This window comes from Pelotomaculum propionicicum (assembly GCF_048984525.1).
Classification (GTDB): Bacteria; Bacillota; Desulfotomaculia; order Desulfotomaculales; family Pelotomaculaceae; genus Syntrophopropionicum; species Syntrophopropionicum propionicicum_A.
The window spans coordinates 109,138-128,591 of record NZ_JBMGJC010000011.1 but is presented as its reverse complement, the minus strand read 5'-3'; the positions used below and the strand labels follow the sequence as shown (position 1 = coordinate 128,591).

The following is a 19,454-nucleotide window of genomic DNA, read 5'->3' as shown; positions in this document are numbered from 1 at the left end:
GGTGATAGCTTAACATTAAACGCTGATTATTCAACGCAATGTATTTAAACAAAAAAAACACCCGCAGAGCCAGAACTCAAGCCAGCCCTGCGGGATTATTCTTCAATCAACTGAAATCTAGTTCCATCGAGGAAAACAACCTCCAGTTTTCCATCAGGACAAATTTCAATGTGATCCAGTGTTTTGAGCATCAACACATAGGGCATCATTTCAATATGCCCGGTTCCCTCAACCAAACCCATCAGTTCCCTGGCCCGATAAGCTTTCAGCACATCATTGCCACTTATGGTCTGCTGCCACTCCGGCATATAGCCCTCTTTCTCATCAACCAGCCGGTTCCATGCTTTGATGTACGCCTGCTCCGGTAATACTTCATCTATCTTAATATCGGTGCACAGCATTTCACGGGAGACAGGTTGTTTCCTTCGTTTGATATTATATGGCTTCATTGAACCTCTGTCCGGCGTGATAGGTGTAAACATGCACCCTTCAATCTTCGTTCCCCGCTTCCTGAGAAAACTGCTGCAACGCCAATACTTTCTGCCCTTTTCGCCGACCTTATCTGATTTGAGCTGCATATAAGTACACCCGCATGCCGAGCAGATTATCCTTGCTGACAGCGGGTGTTTTTCATTGCTCCTATGGTATGTAGATATATGATGGTCCTGGCAGTATCGCTTCTGCCTCTCAAGTTCCAGCTGCACTAGCTCCCAGGTCACCTTATCAATGATGGCGGGGTGGGTATTTTCGAAGTAATGCTGCGGCAGCTCTCCTTTGTTTTTGACTCGCCGCTTGGTTAGATAATCGGCGTTATAGGTTTTCTGGCACCGGGTATCGCCCTTTATCTTTTCATTGGTTAGTACCTTTTTGATGTGACTAGGGCACCACTGTTTCCCGCCATGAGCCATGGGTACGTTTTCACTGGTCAGGCGCCTGGCGATTTGAAAGGTGCCGTATCCGTCTAAAAACTCCTGATAGATTCTCCGGACTATGGCTGCCTGGGTTTCATTGATAACTAGGTTGCCATCCTGGTCCTTGTCATAGCCCAGGAATTTACCGCTCGGAATACTGTTAACCAATCCCCGTTCATACTTCCGGCGTATGCCCCACTTCACGTTCTCGGACAATGCCAAGCTTTCAGTCTGAGCCACGGCTGAGATCAACGTCAGCAGCATTTCCCCCTGGCTGGTCAAACTGTAAATGCCCTCTTTTTCGAAGAACACATCTACTCCTAATAATTTCAGTTCCCTTAAAGATTTCAGGCAGTCCAGGGTATTCCTGCCGAAGCGGGACAGACTCTTGGTTATGATCATATCAAGATGACCGTCCCTGGCATCCTGCATCATCCGGTTGAATGCTTCCCGCTTCTTAAGATCAGTGCCGGAGATGCCTTCATCAACATAGATACCGGCAAATATGTAATCGGTTTTTTCTTTGATATATTTTTCATAGTAACTGGTCTGGGCATTCAAGCTGCCCATCTGCTCCTCACTGCCTGAGGATACACGGCAGTAGGCGGCTACCCGTTTCTTAGCCTTGTCATTCTGACCCGTGCATAAATCCTTTGTATTGGGCAGCGGGTATAAGACGGTAATCCTTCTTGGACCTCTCTTTGCGAGCCTTGCCATAAATACCCCCCTCTACTACCATCGGTTCCGTAATAGGTGTATCTCCAATCAGTTCCTCCAAGATCTCATCGGTTATTCTAATTCCCAAACACTCTTTCTTCCCCTTATGTAGATAAGTGGCACAGACCCATTTCACCCATTGGCGTTCAAGGGTCACCCTGGTTAAGGAAGCACCGCAATACGGGCAGCGCAGCATGCTGCTAAGCGGATAGCTTTTCTTGCGCCTGCTCTCCCGGATAACCTGGGCTGCTTCCCAGTCCGGTCGGCTGATAATGGGGGGATGGTTATTTTCCATGAAGTACTTGTCCTTCTGCCCCCGGTTGATAATCTGCCGGCCGTTTTCTGCCACAAAGGACTTCTGCATCAAACAATCCCCGGCATACTTTTCATTGGATATGATTCTTAATATTCGGTGCGATTTCCAGGGTTTACTGGTATAGGTAGGTACGTTTTCTTCATTTAATATCTGTGCAATTCTGCATCCTGAAATCCCGGATAGGTACAGCTGGTAAATCTGGCGCACAATTTTGGCTTGCTCCACGTTGATCACCAGATTGCCTTTAGCGTCTTTATCGAAACCCAGCAGGCGGTTGGTATCTACCATGACCTCCCCCCGCTTGCATTTGTTCTGCATGCCCCACTGCACATTGCTGCACACTGACTTCCTTTCCTCCTCGGCAATGGCGGCCAGGACCGTCAGGAGAAGCTCGCCTTCAAACTTCAGGCTATTGACCATTTCTTCTTCAAATATGACCCCCACTCCGATATCCCTTAACTCACGCACATATTTGAGCAGCATCAAGGTATTCCTGGCAAACCGGGAGATGGATTTGGTGATGATAAGATCTAGCTCCCCGCTCCTGGCTTTCTCCATCATGGCCAGAAATCCGGGCCGGTTTTCTTTGGCTCCGGATATACCGGCATCTGAAAATATGCCGCAGTATTGGTAGTCTGGGTTGGATGATATCAAGCGTTCGTAATACTGGGTTTGATTTTGAAGGGAATTCAGCTGTCCTGTGTGGTAGGTGGATACCCGAACGTAGGCGCAGACTTTAAGTTTTGCAGGCGGGGAAAATGGATTGACCTTGCGGGTAATTTCTTTAATATTTCTTTCACCCATGGCTACTCAATGCTCCAGGGCAGTTCGGTTCCGTCTTTAAACTGGAAGATTACCTCCTGCTCTGATTTTACAACCACGGCATTAAGGGTGGCGGACCACAGGCCCTCGTCAAATTCGGTCAGAAGCTGGTCCTGCTTGGTTAACTGCTTGATGAAGGCTTTCATTTGGCTGCGCCGGGCCTGGCGCATGGTGATATCAGTGCTCAGTTCCTGACGTCTGGCTTGCAGTTCGTTGTACCTGACCACATATCCGCTGTACTTGCGGTTATATTCCCCTTGCTCGATGGCCGAGCGGGCGTTTTCAGCGATGAGCTTTTGTATCAGCACCTCTATGGATGCACAGTCTTCATCGATTTTTTCGATTTCTTTCTCCTGCCTCCTGCAGTCAGTTATCCGGGCTATGATGCCATCGTAGTTTTCTAGGATCTCCGCTTTATTGTCTATCAGGCTGTTGAAGGCTTCCAGGAATGCTCGCTTTATACTTTCTTCTTTCAGGTGGGGAGTGGTGCAGAATTCTTGCTTATTAAACTTTCTGTTGCACTGCCAGACTGTACTGGCGTATTGGCTGCCGGAGTGCCACACCTTTCTACCGTAGAAACTGCCGCAGTCACCACATACGATACGGCTGGCAAAGCAGTTTACGCCGCTGGTATATCTTCCTCCGGCTTTTCGTCTTCTGAATTCTTCCTGCACCAGTTCAAAAGTCTCAGGAGGTATGATCGCAGGGTGACTATTTTCCACATAGTATTGTGGTATTTCACCCTCGTTGACCTTCATCTTCTTGGTAAGAAAATCTATGGTGTATTTTTTCTGCAGGATAGCGTCGCCACGGTATTTCTCGTTGGTTAAGATGCTTTGCACCGTGCTGGGCTGCCAGTTTTGCTTGCCGGAGGGTGTTGGAACGCTCTTTTTGGTTAGGTGGCTGGCTATCCCTGACGGGGTTTTTCCTTCTAAAAACATCTTGTAAATCAGCCGCACGGTCTTAGCTTCCGCTTCCACAATCTTAGGCAGGCCATCTTCACCTTTTTCATAACCCAGAAACCGCTTGTAGGGCAGGCTGACCTTGCCGTCCGCAAACCGCTTGCGCTGGCCCCAGGTCACGTTGAGGCTAAGTGAGCGAGACTCTTCTTGCGCCAAACTGGAAATTATTGACAGCATTAACTCGCCTTTACTGTCAAATGTGTATATATTCTCCTTCTCAAAATATATCTCAACGCCTTTATCCTTAAGGTCACGCACATTCGTTAGAGTATCTACTGTATTACGGGCAAACCTGGACACTGACTTGGTTATTATAAGGTCTATTTTGCCATCAAGCGCATCAGCTACCATTCGTTTGAACCCTTCTCGCTTTTTTGTGCTGGTAGCCGATATACCCTCGTCTGCATAAACTTCAACGAACTCCCAGTCTGCATTAGCCTTTATGTGCTTAGTATAATGATCGACCTGGGCTTCGTAGCTGGAAAGCTGCTCTTCACTGTCGGTTGATACACGAGCATAGGCTGCGACGCGTTTCTTAGCCATGCTATTGATATCCGATGACATTGGGACGACTTTAGCCGGAATAACTTTTACTGCCCTTGATGTATGCAATGCTTAACCCCCTCCCGATATGCGAGCGCCCTGTTCCTCGCATTTAGCTTGGCCTCATCAGTCCAGCTAAATTTGCGTGACCTGTTTTGCCAGGAAGCTTTCTTTTTATGACCGCCGTGAAATATATACAGCACCTGACCCGGTTCCGGCACAATCATCTCTTTGATTTTTTCCCGAAAAACATTCTCGTCAAAATCGTCCAGCCCCAATACTTCTGCGGTCAATGTCAGCAGAATATCTTCCGGGAGCTGCTTGCAATGGCATACCGCCTTTCCTTCTTTGATAAAGGTGGGGCAGTTCCATGCAACTCGTCCATTATTATTTACCCTTCGGTAGTTCCTACCGCAGCGGGGGCATTTTATCATACCGGTAAACAAATAGTTGTTTATGGTTTTTTGCTTGATTTTGTTTTTATCCCGGCGCCCTGCCATAATTTCCTGGGCTTTTTCGAAGGTTGCCGCATCAATTATCGGGTCATGGGTCCCTTCGGCATAATACTTGGGCAGCTTGCCTTTATTTAAAACCAGCTTCTTGGATAAGTGATCAGTAACATACTTTCGCTGCAGCAGAGCGTTGCCGGTATATTTCTCGTTTTTGATAATATCAGCCACCCGTTTGTCATTCCATGTATTGTTCCTGACTGTCCGGACGCCTATTTGATTTAATTTATTGGCGATCTTGCTGCAGCCTAAACCGCTTATATAATCTGCAAAAATCATACGGACAATTTCAGCCTGCTGTTCGTCAACCGTTATTACGCCCTTTTTTATGTTATATCCATACATAAATCTCAGGTTAACAATCTCCCCATTTTGAAAGCGCTTGCGGATGCGCCACTTGCAGTTCTCACTCACTGAAAGGCTTTCTGCCTGTGCAAAAGAAGCGAGGATGGTAAGCATTAGCTCGCCATCCCCACTCATAGAGTGTATGTTTTCTTTTTCAAAAAACACATCTACATTAATCAGTTTTAACTCCCGCAAGGTTTCCAGCATGATCACGGTGTTCCTGGCAAAACGTGATATGGATTTGGTAATAACCATATCGATATGTCCGGCGCGGCAATCGTCAAGCAGCCGCTGAAATTCTGCCCGGCTGTCTTTTGTCCCGGTCAACGCTTCATCGGCATAAACGCCTGCGTACTGCCATTCACGGTGCTTTTGAATGTAATCGCTGTAGTAGCTGATCTGGGCTGAAAGCGAATGGAGCATGGCGTCTTTGCCGCTGGATACTCTGGCGTAGGCGGCCACTCGCTTCTTCTTCGGCAGCAGCGGCGTAAACGGTGATATTCTTCTGATAACCCTCGCCATGAAAGCCCTCCTTTCAGGCTACATGTTACCTCTAGTTTCCTATATATATCAAGTTGTCAGCGGCATAAAAAGCCCAATAAAGGGCGGTATTTTTCAAGTATCATGATATTGATCTTCTTGTATTCCTGTTCCGTAATCAGTCCGTTTTGAAGCATGGTTCTGGCAATAGACAGCGTGACGCGGTATGTTTTCTCACGCTCGAATTGCTCCTGTGTCATAATAATCCCTCACCTCCTGCTGTTGCCGGCTGCCTGAACCGTTCTCTTATATAACAGGCATGGCTGCAGTATTTGCGGTGCTTGTTGCCGTAGCTGTCAAACGGTTTTTTGCAACCAGAGCACTCCAAATGGTAGACGGCCTTCTGCGAAACCTGATCGGGGTGGTTGTTCCACCAGGTCATGCGGCATTCATCAGAGCAGAATTTACGTGGCTTTACGCCAGGGCGCTGCCCGATAGGCTTCCCGCAGTTCTTGCAGAAAGCGTAGGCCTCTTTTCTGGTATCACACTGTTCTGGATTTGAAGCAGCCATCACACCGCTGAGGTTATTTCTTTTACAGTGTGATTTTACGGTATTTTCAGATATGCCAAGACAAGCTGCTATCTTCGAGTAGCCCATGCCTTCAGTGCGCAAGCGGCGTACCTGTTCTTTTTGAAATAAGGTCGTATGGCTCACTCCCCTGTAAATAATAAAACCCGCAGATGTTACTCCGCGGGTCCCGTAATTCTGGTTGCTATAGTTGCCCAAAACCTCAAGTTGAAGGCAGCTTGGTTAAAATAAAAGCTCCCATTCTTTCAATGAGCAATGCGGCATACTCTCCCTTTATGGTTTTTCCTGACCTGGCATTTTCCTGCCAGTATTCAGGAGAGCTGATGATACCGTTTTTTACTAAGATGTTCAAAGCATCTGTCAAAGGATCATTAGGCTGCTCAGATTCTGTTTCTTCTATATATATAGTACCTAATTGGGAAAGAATCGCCTTGGAGATTCCCCTAACAATTTCAGCCCGCTTGGAGTCAAACAAATTATTATCATTGCTGTTATCAATGAACCCTATTTCGATTAGAACTGCCGGCGCCTCGCTTTCCCTCAATACATGGAAATTGGCTGTTTTAACCCCACGGTTAGCAAAACCAACATCCACCAAAGCCGCCTGCAGCTTAAAAGCCAGAGCTTTGCTTTTTTCGGACGCTTCTGTAAAGACATATGTTTCTGCGCCGCTGGCCGTTTCTTTCATAAAGGCGTTCCGGTGGAAGGATATAAAGTAATCGTATTCCTGCTTACTCTCAAGATCAGTTCTGGCTCTAAGAGTCACATTTGCGTCAGATGTCCTGGTCTCATCGACTGTCACTCCATGCCTTCTGATATCCCTGGCTACTTCCATTCCAAGGCTTAATACATCATCGGATTCCTTTCTTCCCAAATAAACTGCTCCCGGATCGTCCCCGCCATGGCCATAGTCAAAACATAATCTAGCCATTCAGGTCATCCTCCTTATTCAGCTGCTCCAAAACCTGTTTGAGTTTGACCGGGATAGGCAGCCCTATCTTAGCTGTGTTCTCCAGGATGCTGATCCCCTCGTTGGAGAGGTAGAAGAAGATCACTGCGGTGCGAATAGCGCTGCCGGTTTTAATAAACTGGACATCGATAATATGCGCCACTGCAACCAGTGCAAAAATTAGCACTTTCTTGAAAATACCCCTGGCCCCAACCTCGCTGGACAGCCTCTTCTCTAAAACAGCCACCATGACGCCGGTTAGGTAATCAATAGCAACAAAGGCTACCAGGGCGTATAGGAAACCATCCCAGCCCCCCAAAAAATAACCTATGTAGCCGCCAATCAAAGCAATGGCTAACTGGATAGTGTTCACTATATCTCTCAAAGAACCAGCCTCCTTTTCAAAATAAAAAAAGCCCTCCGGCTTTAAAAAATATTTGTTATCAAATAAATTGGACAAATTTTCTCTTGGCATCTTGGCAAATTAAAACCTCAATTACTATCTGGGACACCCTGGCTTTTTGTGTCGTGGGAAGCACAACACTTTCACATGCAATTTGCGATATTCTGGCCTTCTGTGCCGTGGGAAGAACTAAACTTTCACATGAAATCTGCGACACTCTGGCTTTTTGTGTGCTGGGCAAAACAACTGTTTCTAGTGGTAATTGGGACACCCTGGCAGCCATTTAGCTCACCAACTTGACGCCGAATTTCGCAGCATTTACTTCGGCTATTGTCCATGGGGCGCCTGTTTCTGGATTTAGAGCAAATGTTTCGCGGTAATAAGCATATGTCAGAGCCATATCTTTTGAGGCGCCAACCCTGTCGGTCGATACCGGCCTGGCAACAAGCGCTATTTGCCTTGTCCCTCCATCGTCTTTTCTTGCCCATACATTAGCTTGAACACCCTTAACAGATCCGGCAGATGTCAAAAGGTCAGCAAAAGCATAAGTGTCAACCTGACCGGCTGTCCCACTCGACACATAATCTGTGTCCCCGTTTTGATTGACCTCATCGACACAGGCATAATTGCTCCCCGTCGACGGTGTCCATTCTGTCGTATCTCCAGCACCGTTTGGGAACTTGGTTTCGATAATACAGTCACCAAGAAAATCAGCGTCATCAATCCAGTAATCATCATAAAAAGCGCAATCCGTATTACAATACAAACCTGCTTTTGTAATAACCCCGGTAAGCCCATTCTGCGTATCCTGTCCAGTTAACGAAATAACACTTACACTATTAATCTTGACCTCTACCGTACCTGTTGAATCATTGATGAATACCTTAATTTGAACGTGCTCCCATACATTTATCCTTAAGGGTACAGTAGAAACAGACCCAAGAGTTGTACCGTTCCTAGTCACATATAACCTTTGAGATGAATCAATTCTTAAATCAACATGAGTGGTATCCCCCTCACAAAACCGATAGAGAATCCCGCTGTAAGCGGTATAAAGTTTTATGCCGAATCCAACAACCAAGGTTGTCTTGCTGCCAATAGCTGTATAAGCCCGGCTGTTATTGAACCTTACGCAATAACCAGTTCCATTTCTACCCGGCGACGATATCGAATTAGCACCAGCATCAATATATTTTGTCGGCATATCCCCGATGGTATAATGGTCGAATCCGTCACAAAACAAAAGAGCCATTTTTATAACCTCCTATGCCCTTTCCTTGCAATATAACGTCAGGCGCAGGTTCATGCCGCCATAGGTTGACCCGACCTGATCCAGCGCCAGCTTCAGCGTGTCACCCTGGTTGATGTCAACGATATCAGGAGCGGCAATCGCCGCCGACGTACTCCCTGCTGTGATTGTCGGCCTGTTCGCCTGGGTGGTGAATATCGTCAATCCGGTGCTCGCTTGGTGGATATCACATATCAGGCTTGCCCCCGCCGGAGCTGTCGTTACCTCAATTTTACCCCCGGTTATTGTTACATTCATCGGAATGATAATAGAAAGAGCATCGGCATCTGTGGCGAGAATATCATCAATATAAAAGGCAATCCCGTGCGACCTTTGCGCCCACTTGACACCGTTTGCCTGACCGGAATCCGCAACCAGCGAATCACCATTCAGCCCGGCCGCTAACTTCTGATATATTGCACCGTCGTGCACCAAGAGATCACCCTTGGCCGCCAACTTATCCATGTAGTCGCTATCCACACCTAGAAAACTTCGCTGATCCGCGACTACGGTGATCGCTCCTCCTGCGGTCGTGACCTGAAACAAGGGGATGCTCCCGAGAGTAAACCCAACGGCATTGGCGCTGACCGCTCCGGTTGATGGCAAGACCTCGATATAATTCACCGTGTCATTTGCCAGGGTAACAACTCCGCCACCAACTAAAGTTATTGCCGCCCGATACCTGACCACTCCAGACTTGTGAGCGAAATCAAGACCTGAATGGTTAGCTGTATCTTCAGCAAAATGGTGAGATACCAGCGCCAGATCCAGGACATCCAGATCCCCGTTGAGCATCCCGCCCCAGGTATCATTGCTGGCTCCTACCTCCGGCTTGGTCATCCCTAGTTTAACTGTCGTTGTCTCAGCCAATACAGATCACCTCCCCCGAATCAACTTCGTTTAATGTCACCGTGACTTGGTTGATACTGTCATGGTTTATCAATAATGGCTCGATGACCTGACGGTCAGCAGATCCGCTGTAATCCCCCATACCGTATAGGCCCCTGCCATAAAGCTCCGCCCCGGCACCACCTAATACCTGAACAGCCGGCCTCCTGCCGAAATTGTGAGCAACAACTATTGTTGCAGCATTTGCATAAGCCTGCCTCAAGACCGACAATAAAGGAACCCCCGGCAGCCCTTCGTGATCGATTAAGGCATGGGCGCCCGCATCCAGTGCATTCGCCGGGTTCCTATACCTGGGTGTCGGCCCGGCAGAGTCAAAAACAGTCACCTTAGCCGGATCCCGGAATATTAGAGTCAGCTTCCGGTCTATTTCAGCGTTAATCAGTCTGGTTATATAATCCATATTAGACCCGCCTTATATAGGAGCGTACCCGTAATGGTAAGCCCCAAGCTGCATGATAAAACCTGTGCCCGGCTCCATGGTAATAATCTCGCTGAGCGGCCTGTATATCTCGGAAATGGTCGTCGAGCTTTCAATAACCTGGCAGCAGTCGCCGGTATCCAGCCAGGGGTTGGCCACTGCGCCGAATTCCGTGTACCTAGGCCTTGACCTCATTAAGACCTCGTTCCTGTCCGCTATTTCCTGGCAGGTGGCCAGGTCCTTGATTTGCGAGGCGCTTACAATAAGAATTTTTTGCTCCAGGACGTTGTAATACTCCCTACTGATATAGCTGGCGCTGGCTTCTATCACGCTCTCGTCTTCCGCAGCGCCCTGGACCAGTATCGTATAGTACAGATCTTTATCATCTATGGTATAGTCCAGCTTGACAATGTCCTGTCCCTCGCTGAAAACCCATGCCGCATATACCGCAGATACGTACACGGCAGCTCCATCACCGATAGACGACCCCGGCCTTCTCCTGACCGCGGCATTAATGCCGCTGCCGCCCAGTCTGATTTCATAATCTGTTACCCTGCTGTATACGGCCAGCTCCCCATCGGTCAGCATGTCGCTGTCCAAAACAACGGGGTGGCCGGCGGCAACACCGGGGATGTCCACCCAGTCGGTGCCGGTCAGCACCATAGCCGCGCCCTCTACTGCCGGCGACCTGTCCGTAGAATGGACAAAATATAAAACGCCTTTCGCGTCACAGTAGTATTCGAATTTGGATATTTCACAAAGCCGCGTGAACGCATCAGCATAGGTTTCATTCGATACCAGAAAACCTTCCAGGGTTATGCCCGTTTCTTCTGTGACGATATCTTCGGAGGCATACCCGGCGGCGGAAGCAAGGTACAAAAATATGTCTTCCGCTTTTTCATTTGTGTAATATATCGTGTGTGCCCCTGCTTCATCTGTGACTGTCTGGTCCAGGGCCAGTTTCAGCATGTCCCGGCAGACAAAGGTAAGCTCCTGCGGAAAGGTGCTCATCTTGACTGAATCCACCAGGCCGGTAAAACCATAGGCCAAATCAGTCCCGTAGCCCCACTCCAGCACAACCCTTTTGTTCGGCCAGATAACATTAAACCAGGCCCCTTCCTTGTCGGGAGAATACCGGCCGTTTTTATTGTCCAATACAACAACTAACTGGGAAGCCGCACCTTTCTGTCTTGTCACTTCTATCTTCTTTACCTGCAGTGGCCTGCGTTCAATCAATGTTCCGGCTCCGGAAATCTGGCCGCTGTCCTTGTGCTGCAGCACCAGTGCGTTTTCCGTAGCTGTAAACTGCGGTTCCCCGCCGCCGAAATAACCTACGGAAGCTATAAAGGTCCAGTTTTCGTAGAGCTTAATGGTCTCATATGTCGGCGTATCCAGCTTGAATTCATAAATATCGTACGGGCTGCCCATAAGGCCGGCGACGGCCATGTACACTTTGTCCTTGACGGCTGCATAGCCGATGCCGCGCACATAATCATCGCCCCCAGGCCAGTCGGAACCCCAGCCGTCTGCCGCGGAAAGTACAGCGCCGCAGTTTGTATAATGCAGCAGCTTCTCATATGAGGAAGAAGAGCACCAGGCTATGGCAAAGGAAGTGTCGGACAATCTTAGAACACTGACTCCGCAGCCGGCAAGGTAATAAAAAAGGCTTTTGGGAGAAGGCTCTCCGTTTGTCCAGGTTTCTCCGGAATCTGTCGTGTAGCACGGCCGGTTGGACAGGTATACATAAGACCAGTGCGGACAAATTATTACCCAGTTCGTTTCGCTAAGGCACACTATCTGCCCCAGATTATTCCCCACTTGAGGCAGCTCCCTAGCCCAGCTCGTGCCGGAAGACAAATCTGTAGAGATATAATTTTTGAAAGCGAATTCTTCGCCCAGGCCGTTACTGTCAACCCAGTGCTCGCACTGCAGGACCCATTCAGTCGTATATGTCCAGTTTGTAATGGCCAGATGCAGAATGCCGTTTATCAAAGTGAGTGATGTCTGGATCAGGCCGGTTTCATTGCCTTCCTTAACCAATATTGCGCTGTCAAAATCAAAGGTTTCAGTTCCGTCAAGAATACCCGTGACGGTTGGGGCAAAGGCAATATAGACTTTATTGTTTTCTACGTAAGAGATAACCGCTCTGCCATCGGAGGTTTCGGCCATGTACCCCAGGCCCTTGTTGTCCGCGGCGCCGGCAAAATACCGCCAGGTTGTCCAGGTCTGGGGGTCGGACAGTCCGCCAATCGGATTGTCCTCGATAGTCAGCCTGTAGGCAGGCTTGTCAGCCCTTCGCATGCTTTTTGATTTAAGCAGGGTTGCTATGTTTTCGGGCATAACTTGCATAGCTTATGCCTCCACTAAAACAATGTCATAATAGATAATCTTCCTGGTATTGCCGGGGACGGAGCCTGAAGGGGCAATGCTTTCAATGGTACAGCCCAGCGACAGGCCGTTAATGTCCGTAAACGTCCTCTCGGTCTGCGCCAAATAATCGGCCTCCAACGAGTCGAATTCTGCCTGGCTGGTGACAAAACCGCTGAAAGACGCTCTCTTGCGCTTTCGTCCGAACTGCTGCAGGACTTCGCAGTTGGCGCCGCTGTCGGCTGAGTCAGGCAGCAGGTCGATGCCGACCAGCCCGGCCTCGGAGTGCGGCGGCTTGTATGTATCGACTATCACCTTTAAGGTGGTGCTTCCCCAGGTGAACGCCATGTCTCATCACCTCTTTAGCTGTTGGCAAACGGTATTGTCCTGGGTATGGGAGCGTACCGCCTGCTGTCCTGGGCGATATGCTCGGTGATCCTTTGTTCCACAGCGCGGGCAATGCTGTCGACTCTCAAATACTGCGCCCCTTCACCGGTGATGTTGACGCCCACCCCGCCCGTTACGGTCATTCTGCCGCTGACCTCGATTGGCCTTATTTCAAGCATACTGGCAAGTCTGTTCATCGTGCCCCGCAGCTCGGGAATTCCGCTCTCAATGCCCTGTGTGAACATCTTGATCAGGTTGGGCGCCCACTTGTCGGCGTCACGGCCAGCCCCCCATTCTGTCGGGCTGTGGAAACCAAGGAATTTTGCAATTGTGTCAGAAACCTCAGCCACACAAGCCTTGAAGGCTTCCCACTTCGCTTTAATGCCTGCGATAAACTGCCCTAGAAGGTTGCTGCCCCACTCCCAGGCTTTGCCCAGGGCAGCGTCAAAAACACCGCTGATACTGTCCAGTATGCCGCTGATCACTCCGTATATGGCGTCCCACGCACCCTGGGCAGTGCCCCGGATGCTGTCCCACAGGCCTGACAAATATCCGCTTAGTGCGCTGCCGACTGATTCGGCCACGTTCTTTATGGCGTTCCAGACAGACCCCGTTACGCTTTTAATGGCGTTCCAGCAGGTAGTAACCGTGTCAACAATCTTCTGGAAATAGTAGTTGTGGGCATACATCCAGTCCCAGGCGCCGACAACAGCATTCTTTATACCGTCCCAGACAGCCTTGACGGATGCCACAAGCGAATTCCAGACGTTTGCAATAAAGGCCCCCAGCTGCTGGGCTTTGGCCTTGACCGTATCCCAGTGCTTATATAGGGCTATGCCGATTGTGATAAGAGCCGTGATAATTGCAACCGGCCAGGAAAAACCCCTGACTAAATAACTTAATGCAGTAACCACAATCCTGGCGGCAGGCGCCAGGAATCTAAGCACCTTGGTAAATGCAGATATCCCCCCGGCGGCAGGCGTAAAAAATTTTATAACCCCGCCAACTGCCTTTGCCACATTGCCGATTATACTCATAACAGGACCTATGGCGGCCGCGATCCCGGCTAAAGCAATAATTAATTTCTGGCCGGCCGGGCCGATTTTATCAAACCAATCAGCAAGCCTGCTGAGCGAATTGGCGATCGATTCCACAGCAGGCGCCAGGGAATCTCCCAGCTCAATCCCTGCGTTCTTTAGGCTGTTAAGTGACTTGGCAAGCCTGGCCCCGGAAGTGTTTTCCATCTTTCTAAAGGCTTCTTCCGTCAGCCCGGCTGATGAGGCCATGCCGGCCAGAACATTATCGAAGTCCGCAGCGCCTTTACCGGTCAGAACCAGCATGGAGTTTAAGGCCTCTACGGAACCGAAAAGAAGCGCCATCTTCTCAGCGTCGTCGCCGGTCTTTTCCGCGATCTCGTCTAAGAATTTTGACCAGCCGACTGACTTGAGGTGGGCGGCGCTGAAGTCCAGGCCCAGCTGGTCAGCAAGTTTAGCCGCGTCGCTGGTTGGCTTCAGAATATTTGAAAAAGCCGCCTTAAGGCCGGTGACGGCTTGAGATGTAGCGATACCGTTTTTGGTGAGAACGGCCAGAGAGCCGAACAGGTCCTCGGTGGCTACGTTCAGGCTGGCTGCAGTTGGGGCCACGTTTCCGATGCTGGAGGCCATCTCCCCAAAGGTCGTTTTGCCGAAATTCTGCGCTAGCATCATCTGGTCACTGATCTTCGTTACCTCATCCGCTTTTTTGCCGTAAGCGTTCAGCGTGGTGGTAAGTCCGTCAATGGCAGTCTGGCTGTCCGTAAAGCCGCCCTTGGCCGCCTTAACAGCTGTGGATAAAAATTTTACAGACTTTGCCGTTTCAACGCCGGCGGAAATGGCCTGGTATTCGGCCTCGGTTAATTCGCTGGCACTGGTACCCGTCTCATTTGACAGGGCAAGGATTTCTTTCCTCAGTTCTTCTATGGGCTTTGCCGCAGTATCGGCAATGGTCCCAACCTTGGCCATGCCCTCTTCAAACTCTATCGCCATCTTAGAGGCGGCCGCACCAACCCCGACAATGGGAGCTGTCACTTTCATGGTCAGGTTTTGGCCGGCGCTGGCCATTTTATCACCGGCGGTTTGCATGGAAGTGCCGATATTATGAATGCTTGTCCCAGTATTCTTAGCCTGGGTCTCCAGCTTCTTCAGCTGCTGCTCGGCCGCGGCAACCTCACGCTGGAAAGCCCGGTACTGGCCTTGTGATATTTCGCCCCTTTTAAACTGCTGGTTTACCTGCTCCTGTGCTTTTCTCAGGCTGTCGAGTTTCTTTTTGGCGTTTTCAACGGCATCAGCTAAGAGCTTCTGTTTCTGAGCAACCAGCTCGGTATTCTTCGGATCGAGTTTGAGCAGCTTTTCTACCTGCTTAAGCTCAGACTGCAGAGCCTTGGACTTCTTGTTAACCTCAGACAGGGCCGCAGTCAGAGCAGTTGTATCCGATCCGATAACAATTGAAATTCCTTTTATGCTTTCTGTCACGGTCCCCGCCTCCTAACCTGCATAAAATCTATCTATGTCCTCCTGCGTGGCCATGCGCGGCCTATCGTCCTTTGCTCCCGTGAAGGCATGGACATAATCAAAAAGCTCCTGCACGCTGAATTCATTCATCTCCATAAAACTCAAACCGGCGCGCTTGGCCACGGCCAGAATGTCCAGGTCAAGGCGCTCCGGCTGGCGTCCCCCTTTACAGCCCCTGCTGCGCTCCTCGACGAAGAAACCCGCTGGCGGCAACCTCCAGTGCCGCTAAAAGAGAAGGCAGACCGCCTAAAACGTCAAAATCCCCGAGATCAAGAAACCATTTTTCAAAGCTGGGGAAGCGCTCGCCTAACGAGTCGGCCTTGGCCATCGCCCAGGTGATCTGCATGATGCCGATAACGTCAATGTCAAAGGCGGAGAGCGCCGCCATGTCAAAGCTGCTCGCGTTAAGGCCTGCGAGTTCTTCAGCCTTCAGCTCCTCAATTTTGCTGCCGGTTACGGCTGCGGCAAGCCCGAGCATGCCGGCAGAGAGCTTAATCAAATCGCTTAAGAGGTCAGATTTGAACTCCTTGCGGTAAAAGAAAAGAGCCAGGGGTGTCGCCCTGACCCTTATAGTCTTTTCGCAAATCTTAATTTCTTTCATGCGGTCCTCCCGTTAAGCGAACGTTGGCATGTAAACAGAATCGAAGAAAGCATTGTAAGCCGCCGCGTTGGTGGAACTCAGCTCTAAGGTGCCCTTTACCACGCCCATGGTTTCTGCGTCGACAGTCATGTCAATCGGCAGGATGGTGATAGTGAGCTTATCGGCTGACGGCTCGATGGTATCCGTCTTGGTCTTGTGTTCCTTGCTGGGCCTGGCAGCCTGACAGTCATAGTACACAAAGCGCCGGTTCTTGTCATCGCCCTGCACCTGGCCCATCAGCGCGAATTTCTTCGGGGTACCGTCGTCGATTTCGATTACTGCCCCGTTGTCGTCAACCGGCCAGCCGAGCATTTCGGCCAGGACAGCATCCGGTATGAGCGCCATCTCAAGGTCTGCCTTGTAACCGTTGTTTACGGTGTAGACAAAATACGGCACGTTGTCGGCGTAGTATTTGACTTCAGAGCCTTCGGGAGACGGGGTGAAGTTTACAGCGCCCGGTATGGCTGCCGGGGCGCCGTAGCCAGTTGCGCCTGCTGTTACAGCGGTGGAAGACCCGACTGTTACCCCGGTTGCCCCAGGCGTAAAGGCGATATCCAGGGTTGCGTCATTTGCCGCGGCAACTTTGGCGGTAAGGTAGATTGTAGCCCCCACGACACTTACATTGTAGTTGGTGCTCACATCAGCATTATTTTTCAGTACGTTGGCCACAGCTGCAGCCACTTTAGCCGCGGTGCCGTGTGATTCCGTAGAAAGCGGCACTATGCATGCTTCTGAGCCGCCGGTGAGCGGCGCCCCAGTTACGGTTACAGTGATTTCACCGTCAGTGTCGCAGCCTGCTGTAACCTCTATGGACTCCTTCTGGCAGGTGCCCTGGAAAGCTATATGGACGTTTTCAAGGCCAAAGGTTACTTTATTCATTGCTATCCTCCTATCAGCTGGATTTCGTAAATCACCTGGATCAGGTCTTCAGACTCAATGAAAAACTCCCGCTTTGTGTACGGGAGCCGGTTGGTCTTAAGCATATTCTCGATGCTGGCCTCGCTGGCAGGGTCTTTTTTTTCTGTGTAGAGTTCAATGTCAAAGTTGTTAATCCCGAAGTAATTCTGGTTGTCGGCCTTGATATCATCATCGTCCTTGAACTGGTAGCAGATGAACGGCGGGGCCGGCGCTGGATTTTCTGGTATGCTTTTAAATTCCCTGTAGGCCACAGGCAGACCCAGGGTTTTCAGCGCCGTATAAAGTTCTGCCTGGGTCATACCTATCCACCGTCCCTGATGATCATTTTGACGTTCTGCTCGAACTGGGGCACGTGTTTGTCATGCGCCGGACCCATGTGCGGGTAAGCCTGCACCCTGCCGCCGCCCCGTTTGGCGTGCCCTTTTTCTAAAAGGTGCACCAGGTTGTAATATTTTTTGTTCCATATTACATACCGCCGCCTGCCCGGCAGGCTTTTATTTGTTTTGACAAACCCCTTGGTATATTTGCCGCTTCTGTCTTTGTAGGGGTGAGACTCTTTTATCTCTTTCAGCACCTTGTCGGCGGTGCTTTCGGTTTCCTCCCCGATGGCCTCGCTTACCTCTTCGGTATACTCCTTGAAAGCCTGGGTAATGGCGTCGGCCAGTTGATCAATGGATATGTCAGCCATCGGCCGCCACCCTCTCACAGGTAAGTATTGTTTTTTCGCCCCTGCCCTGGCTGCGGATAACCCTGTAGGTGGTGCTGTTGTGCCTCAGCTTGGCCTCGTCCCGGTATTCGAAGGTGTAGATTTCAAACATCTTGGCTGGGCGCAGGCCGCTTGAAGCGGCGTTGTAATACTCGCTGGTGCCGACAGAGTATTCGTTGGCAAATACCTTTCGCTCCGTGTCCGTTTCAATCTGGTTTCCTATACTATCTGCAGATATGGCAGAGCTGATCAGGTGAATAACTTCTTTATGCCGCAACCAGCACCACCTCCACCGCTTTATCGGCGTCTACATAAACGGATCCTGTCTGCGATACATAGCCAGATTTACTCACCGTAAAGCCGACATCTATGTTTTTTTCCTTGGTGCGATAGACCGCTGCGCCCAGAGAGTTGGTTTTAAGCGGATCTTCCACACCGTCAATGTAGATATATGCATCCCCTACCGGCAGGCCGCCGGACGTTACCGTAAATGTAACGCTGTAGGTGACATAATCGTCGGCCAGTGTCAGGTGGGCTTTAAGCAGGCCGTAAGACCGCTGGAGCCTGTCGGCGTCCGGGTTATCGTAGCCGAAGCCGGCCTTGCAGTATGTTATGACAGCTTGCTTTATCAGCGGATCCGTTGTGTCGCCGGCTGCCAACCCCGCCAGGTGCAGATCCGCCAGCGCCGCGTTGATGAGTCCCGTTATTTCTGTATCAAAATCCGTTGTGGTCGCCGCTATCCGCAGCGCCAGCTTTACCTCGTCAAGGATGGCCATGCCGAACACCTCCTTAGACGATTAGATAGACATCTACAGCATGGCCGTCTAAGGCGCTGTTAAGGTCGATGGTGTTGGATTCCAAGGCTGTCGCGCTGATGGCAACACTGGGAGCGGTGCCCTCTTTGACATTGTTCAGATAGGCAGCCAACACAGTATTATGGCTCAGCCTGTAAGGCAGGCCAAGGATATCGTTCCAACCCACCGACACCTTGTCGTAAGGCACACCGGTGGTCCCGTTTGTTGATGCTCCGCAGGTGACTCCGGTAGTGTCGGTATCAACAAAGCCAAAGGCCAGGGTGCCGTCGTTCGCTAGAGGTTTAAATGCTGTCAGGGTGACAACCGCGGCATTCGCAGACGCTGTAAAAGCGGCAGCCACATCCTCATTGTCGTTGAGCGCTTCGGCAATGAGTGCCGCGACAGCGCCAACGGCGTCGTCCTGCTCTACCTCAACGGCAACCGGAACAGGGTCGCCGAGCGCGGCCGCCGTGATGGTCATCGTGATTGTCCCGGCCGCATCAGCTTTATGGGTAACTTCAATTGTCTCGGTCTGCGCCGCCGGTGTATGTGTCTGCGCCGGCAGGTTTACATTTGTTATCGTCTTGAAGGCCTTGGCGCCGTTTACCGTGGTGGTTCCGTTCAGCGCCAGTGTCTCGGTGATGGTTTCGCCGCCGTAATTTGTACCTGTTAATACAACATTGCCGGTTATACCGGATACGTTGCCGACTATACTCAGAGCGCGGGGTACAGCCGGATGGGTTATGCCTGCCGAGACATCCTGTGCAGCCGCGCCCAGGTTGGTAAGCGCCAGCACCCCGGCCGCGCTCGCGGCTACAGCATCGGCCGCAGCAACCATCAGGTTCGCCAGGAAGGCGCGGTCAAGGACTATACCCGGAGCATCGGTTTTGATCCGGCCCAGCCTGGGGTCATATCCTACTCTTGCCATGCGA

Annotated in this window: 22 protein-coding genes; all 22 read right to left on the bottom strand. The window is 50.5% G+C overall.

Annotated features, from left to right (window positions below):
* Window positions 1-95: 95 nt before the first annotated feature.
* Entirely contained in the window at window positions 96-1,628 is a 1,533-nt protein-coding gene (locus ACOBQJ_RS13295) for a recombinase family protein (RefSeq protein ID WP_421072235.1), read from the bottom strand.
* Entirely contained in the window at window positions 1,540-2,748 is a 1,209-nt protein-coding gene (locus ACOBQJ_RS13290; RefSeq protein ID WP_421072234.1) for a recombinase family protein, read from the bottom strand. Before ACOBQJ_RS13290 ends, ACOBQJ_RS13295 begins: the two co-directional genes overlap by 89 nt.
* 2 nt (window positions 2,749-2,750) lie before the next feature.
* A complete protein-coding gene (locus ACOBQJ_RS13285; RefSeq protein WP_421072266.1) occupies window positions 2,751-4,292 on the bottom strand; it encodes a recombinase family protein in 1,542 nt (513 codons plus the stop codon).
* A gap of 26 nt (window positions 4,293-4,318) precedes the next feature.
* Window positions 4,319-5,647, bottom strand: a complete 1,329-nt coding sequence (locus ACOBQJ_RS13280; RefSeq protein ID WP_421072233.1) for a recombinase family protein — start codon at window positions 5,645-5,647, stop codon at window positions 4,319-4,321.
* 56 nt (window positions 5,648-5,703) lie between these two features.
* Window positions 5,704-5,865 carry an SHOCT domain-containing protein gene (locus ACOBQJ_RS13275; protein ID WP_421072232.1) on the bottom strand — a complete coding sequence of 54 codons (162 nt, stop codon included), beginning with the start codon at window positions 5,863-5,865 and terminating at the stop codon, window positions 5,704-5,706.
* Window positions 5,862-6,392 carry an RNA polymerase subunit sigma-70 gene (locus ACOBQJ_RS13270; protein WP_421072231.1) on the bottom strand — a complete coding sequence of 177 codons (531 nt, stop codon included), beginning with the start codon at window positions 6,390-6,392 and terminating at the stop codon, window positions 5,862-5,864. The genes ACOBQJ_RS13275 and ACOBQJ_RS13270 overlap by 4 nt, the downstream gene beginning before the upstream one ends.
* A gap of 4 nt (window positions 6,393-6,396) precedes the next feature.
* A complete protein-coding gene (locus tag ACOBQJ_RS13265; RefSeq protein WP_421072230.1) occupies window positions 6,397-7,125 on the bottom strand; it encodes an N-acetylmuramoyl-L-alanine amidase family protein in 729 nt (242 codons plus the stop codon).
* Window positions 7,118-7,528: a phage holin family protein gene (locus ACOBQJ_RS13260; RefSeq protein ID WP_421072229.1), complete on the bottom strand. Its 411-nt coding sequence runs from the start codon at window positions 7,526-7,528 to the stop codon at window positions 7,118-7,120. Before ACOBQJ_RS13260 ends, ACOBQJ_RS13265 begins: the two co-directional genes overlap by 8 nt.
* Window positions 7,529-7,829: 301 nt before the next feature.
* Complete coding sequence (locus tag ACOBQJ_RS13255; protein ID WP_421072228.1) at window positions 7,830-8,798, bottom strand: hypothetical protein; 969 nt, start codon at window positions 8,796-8,798, stop codon at window positions 7,830-7,832.
* A 12-nt stretch (window positions 8,799-8,810) separates the two neighbouring features.
* Window positions 8,811-9,704: a hypothetical protein gene (locus ACOBQJ_RS13250; RefSeq protein WP_421072227.1), complete on the bottom strand. Its 894-nt coding sequence runs from the start codon at window positions 9,702-9,704 to the stop codon at window positions 8,811-8,813.
* Window positions 9,697-10,143 carry a hypothetical protein gene (locus ACOBQJ_RS13245; protein WP_421072226.1) on the bottom strand — a complete coding sequence of 149 codons (447 nt, stop codon included), beginning with the start codon at window positions 10,141-10,143 and terminating at the stop codon, window positions 9,697-9,699. The genes ACOBQJ_RS13250 and ACOBQJ_RS13245 overlap by 8 nt, the downstream gene beginning before the upstream one ends.
* Window positions 10,144-10,155: 12 nt before the next feature.
* A complete protein-coding gene (locus ACOBQJ_RS13240) occupies window positions 10,156-12,510 on the bottom strand; it encodes a hypothetical protein (RefSeq protein WP_421072225.1) in 2,355 nt (784 codons plus the stop codon).
* A 3-nt stretch (window positions 12,511-12,513) separates the two neighbouring features.
* Window positions 12,514-12,876, bottom strand: a complete 363-nt coding sequence (locus tag ACOBQJ_RS13235) for a hypothetical protein (protein ID WP_421072224.1) — start codon at window positions 12,874-12,876, stop codon at window positions 12,514-12,516.
* A 14-nt stretch (window positions 12,877-12,890) separates the two neighbouring features.
* Window positions 12,891-15,425 (bottom strand): phage tail tape measure protein, encoded by a 2,535-nt coding sequence (locus tag ACOBQJ_RS13230; RefSeq protein ID WP_421072223.1) that lies wholly within the window; start codon window positions 15,423-15,425, stop codon window positions 12,891-12,893.
* A 12-nt stretch (window positions 15,426-15,437) separates the two neighbouring features.
* Window positions 15,438-15,677 (bottom strand): hypothetical protein, encoded by a 240-nt coding sequence (locus ACOBQJ_RS13225; protein ID WP_421072222.1) that lies wholly within the window; start codon window positions 15,675-15,677, stop codon window positions 15,438-15,440.
* The gene (locus ACOBQJ_RS13220) at window positions 15,631-16,065 is read right to left on the bottom strand and encodes a hypothetical protein (protein ID WP_421072221.1); all 435 of its coding nucleotides are present in this window, start codon (window positions 16,063-16,065) and stop codon (window positions 15,631-15,633) included. The genes ACOBQJ_RS13225 and ACOBQJ_RS13220 overlap by 47 nt, the downstream gene beginning before the upstream one ends.
* A gap of 12 nt (window positions 16,066-16,077) precedes the next feature.
* Window positions 16,078-16,983, bottom strand: a complete 906-nt coding sequence (locus tag ACOBQJ_RS13215; RefSeq protein ID WP_421072220.1) for a major tail protein — start codon at window positions 16,981-16,983, stop codon at window positions 16,078-16,080.
* Window positions 16,984-16,985: 2 nt separating this feature from the next.
* Window positions 16,986-17,321, bottom strand: a complete 336-nt coding sequence (locus tag ACOBQJ_RS13210; RefSeq protein ID WP_421072219.1) for a hypothetical protein — start codon at window positions 17,319-17,321, stop codon at window positions 16,986-16,988.
* A 2-nt stretch (window positions 17,322-17,323) separates the two neighbouring features.
* Complete coding sequence (locus ACOBQJ_RS13205) at window positions 17,324-17,710, bottom strand: HK97 gp10 family phage protein (RefSeq protein WP_421072218.1); 387 nt, start codon at window positions 17,708-17,710, stop codon at window positions 17,324-17,326.
* Window positions 17,703-18,005, bottom strand: coding sequence for a phage head-tail adapter protein (locus ACOBQJ_RS13200; RefSeq protein ID WP_421072217.1), 303 nt, complete (start codon window positions 18,003-18,005; stop codon window positions 17,703-17,705). The genes ACOBQJ_RS13205 and ACOBQJ_RS13200 overlap by 8 nt, the downstream gene beginning before the upstream one ends.
* Window positions 17,995-18,504: a head-tail connector protein gene (locus ACOBQJ_RS13195; protein WP_421072216.1), complete on the bottom strand. Its 510-nt coding sequence runs from the start codon at window positions 18,502-18,504 to the stop codon at window positions 17,995-17,997. Before ACOBQJ_RS13195 ends, ACOBQJ_RS13200 begins: the two co-directional genes overlap by 11 nt.
* Before the next feature lie 13 nt (window positions 18,505-18,517).
* A complete protein-coding gene (locus tag ACOBQJ_RS13190) occupies window positions 18,518-19,450 on the bottom strand; it encodes a hypothetical protein (RefSeq protein ID WP_421072215.1) in 933 nt (310 codons plus the stop codon).
* Window positions 19,451-19,454 lie beyond the last annotated feature (4 nt).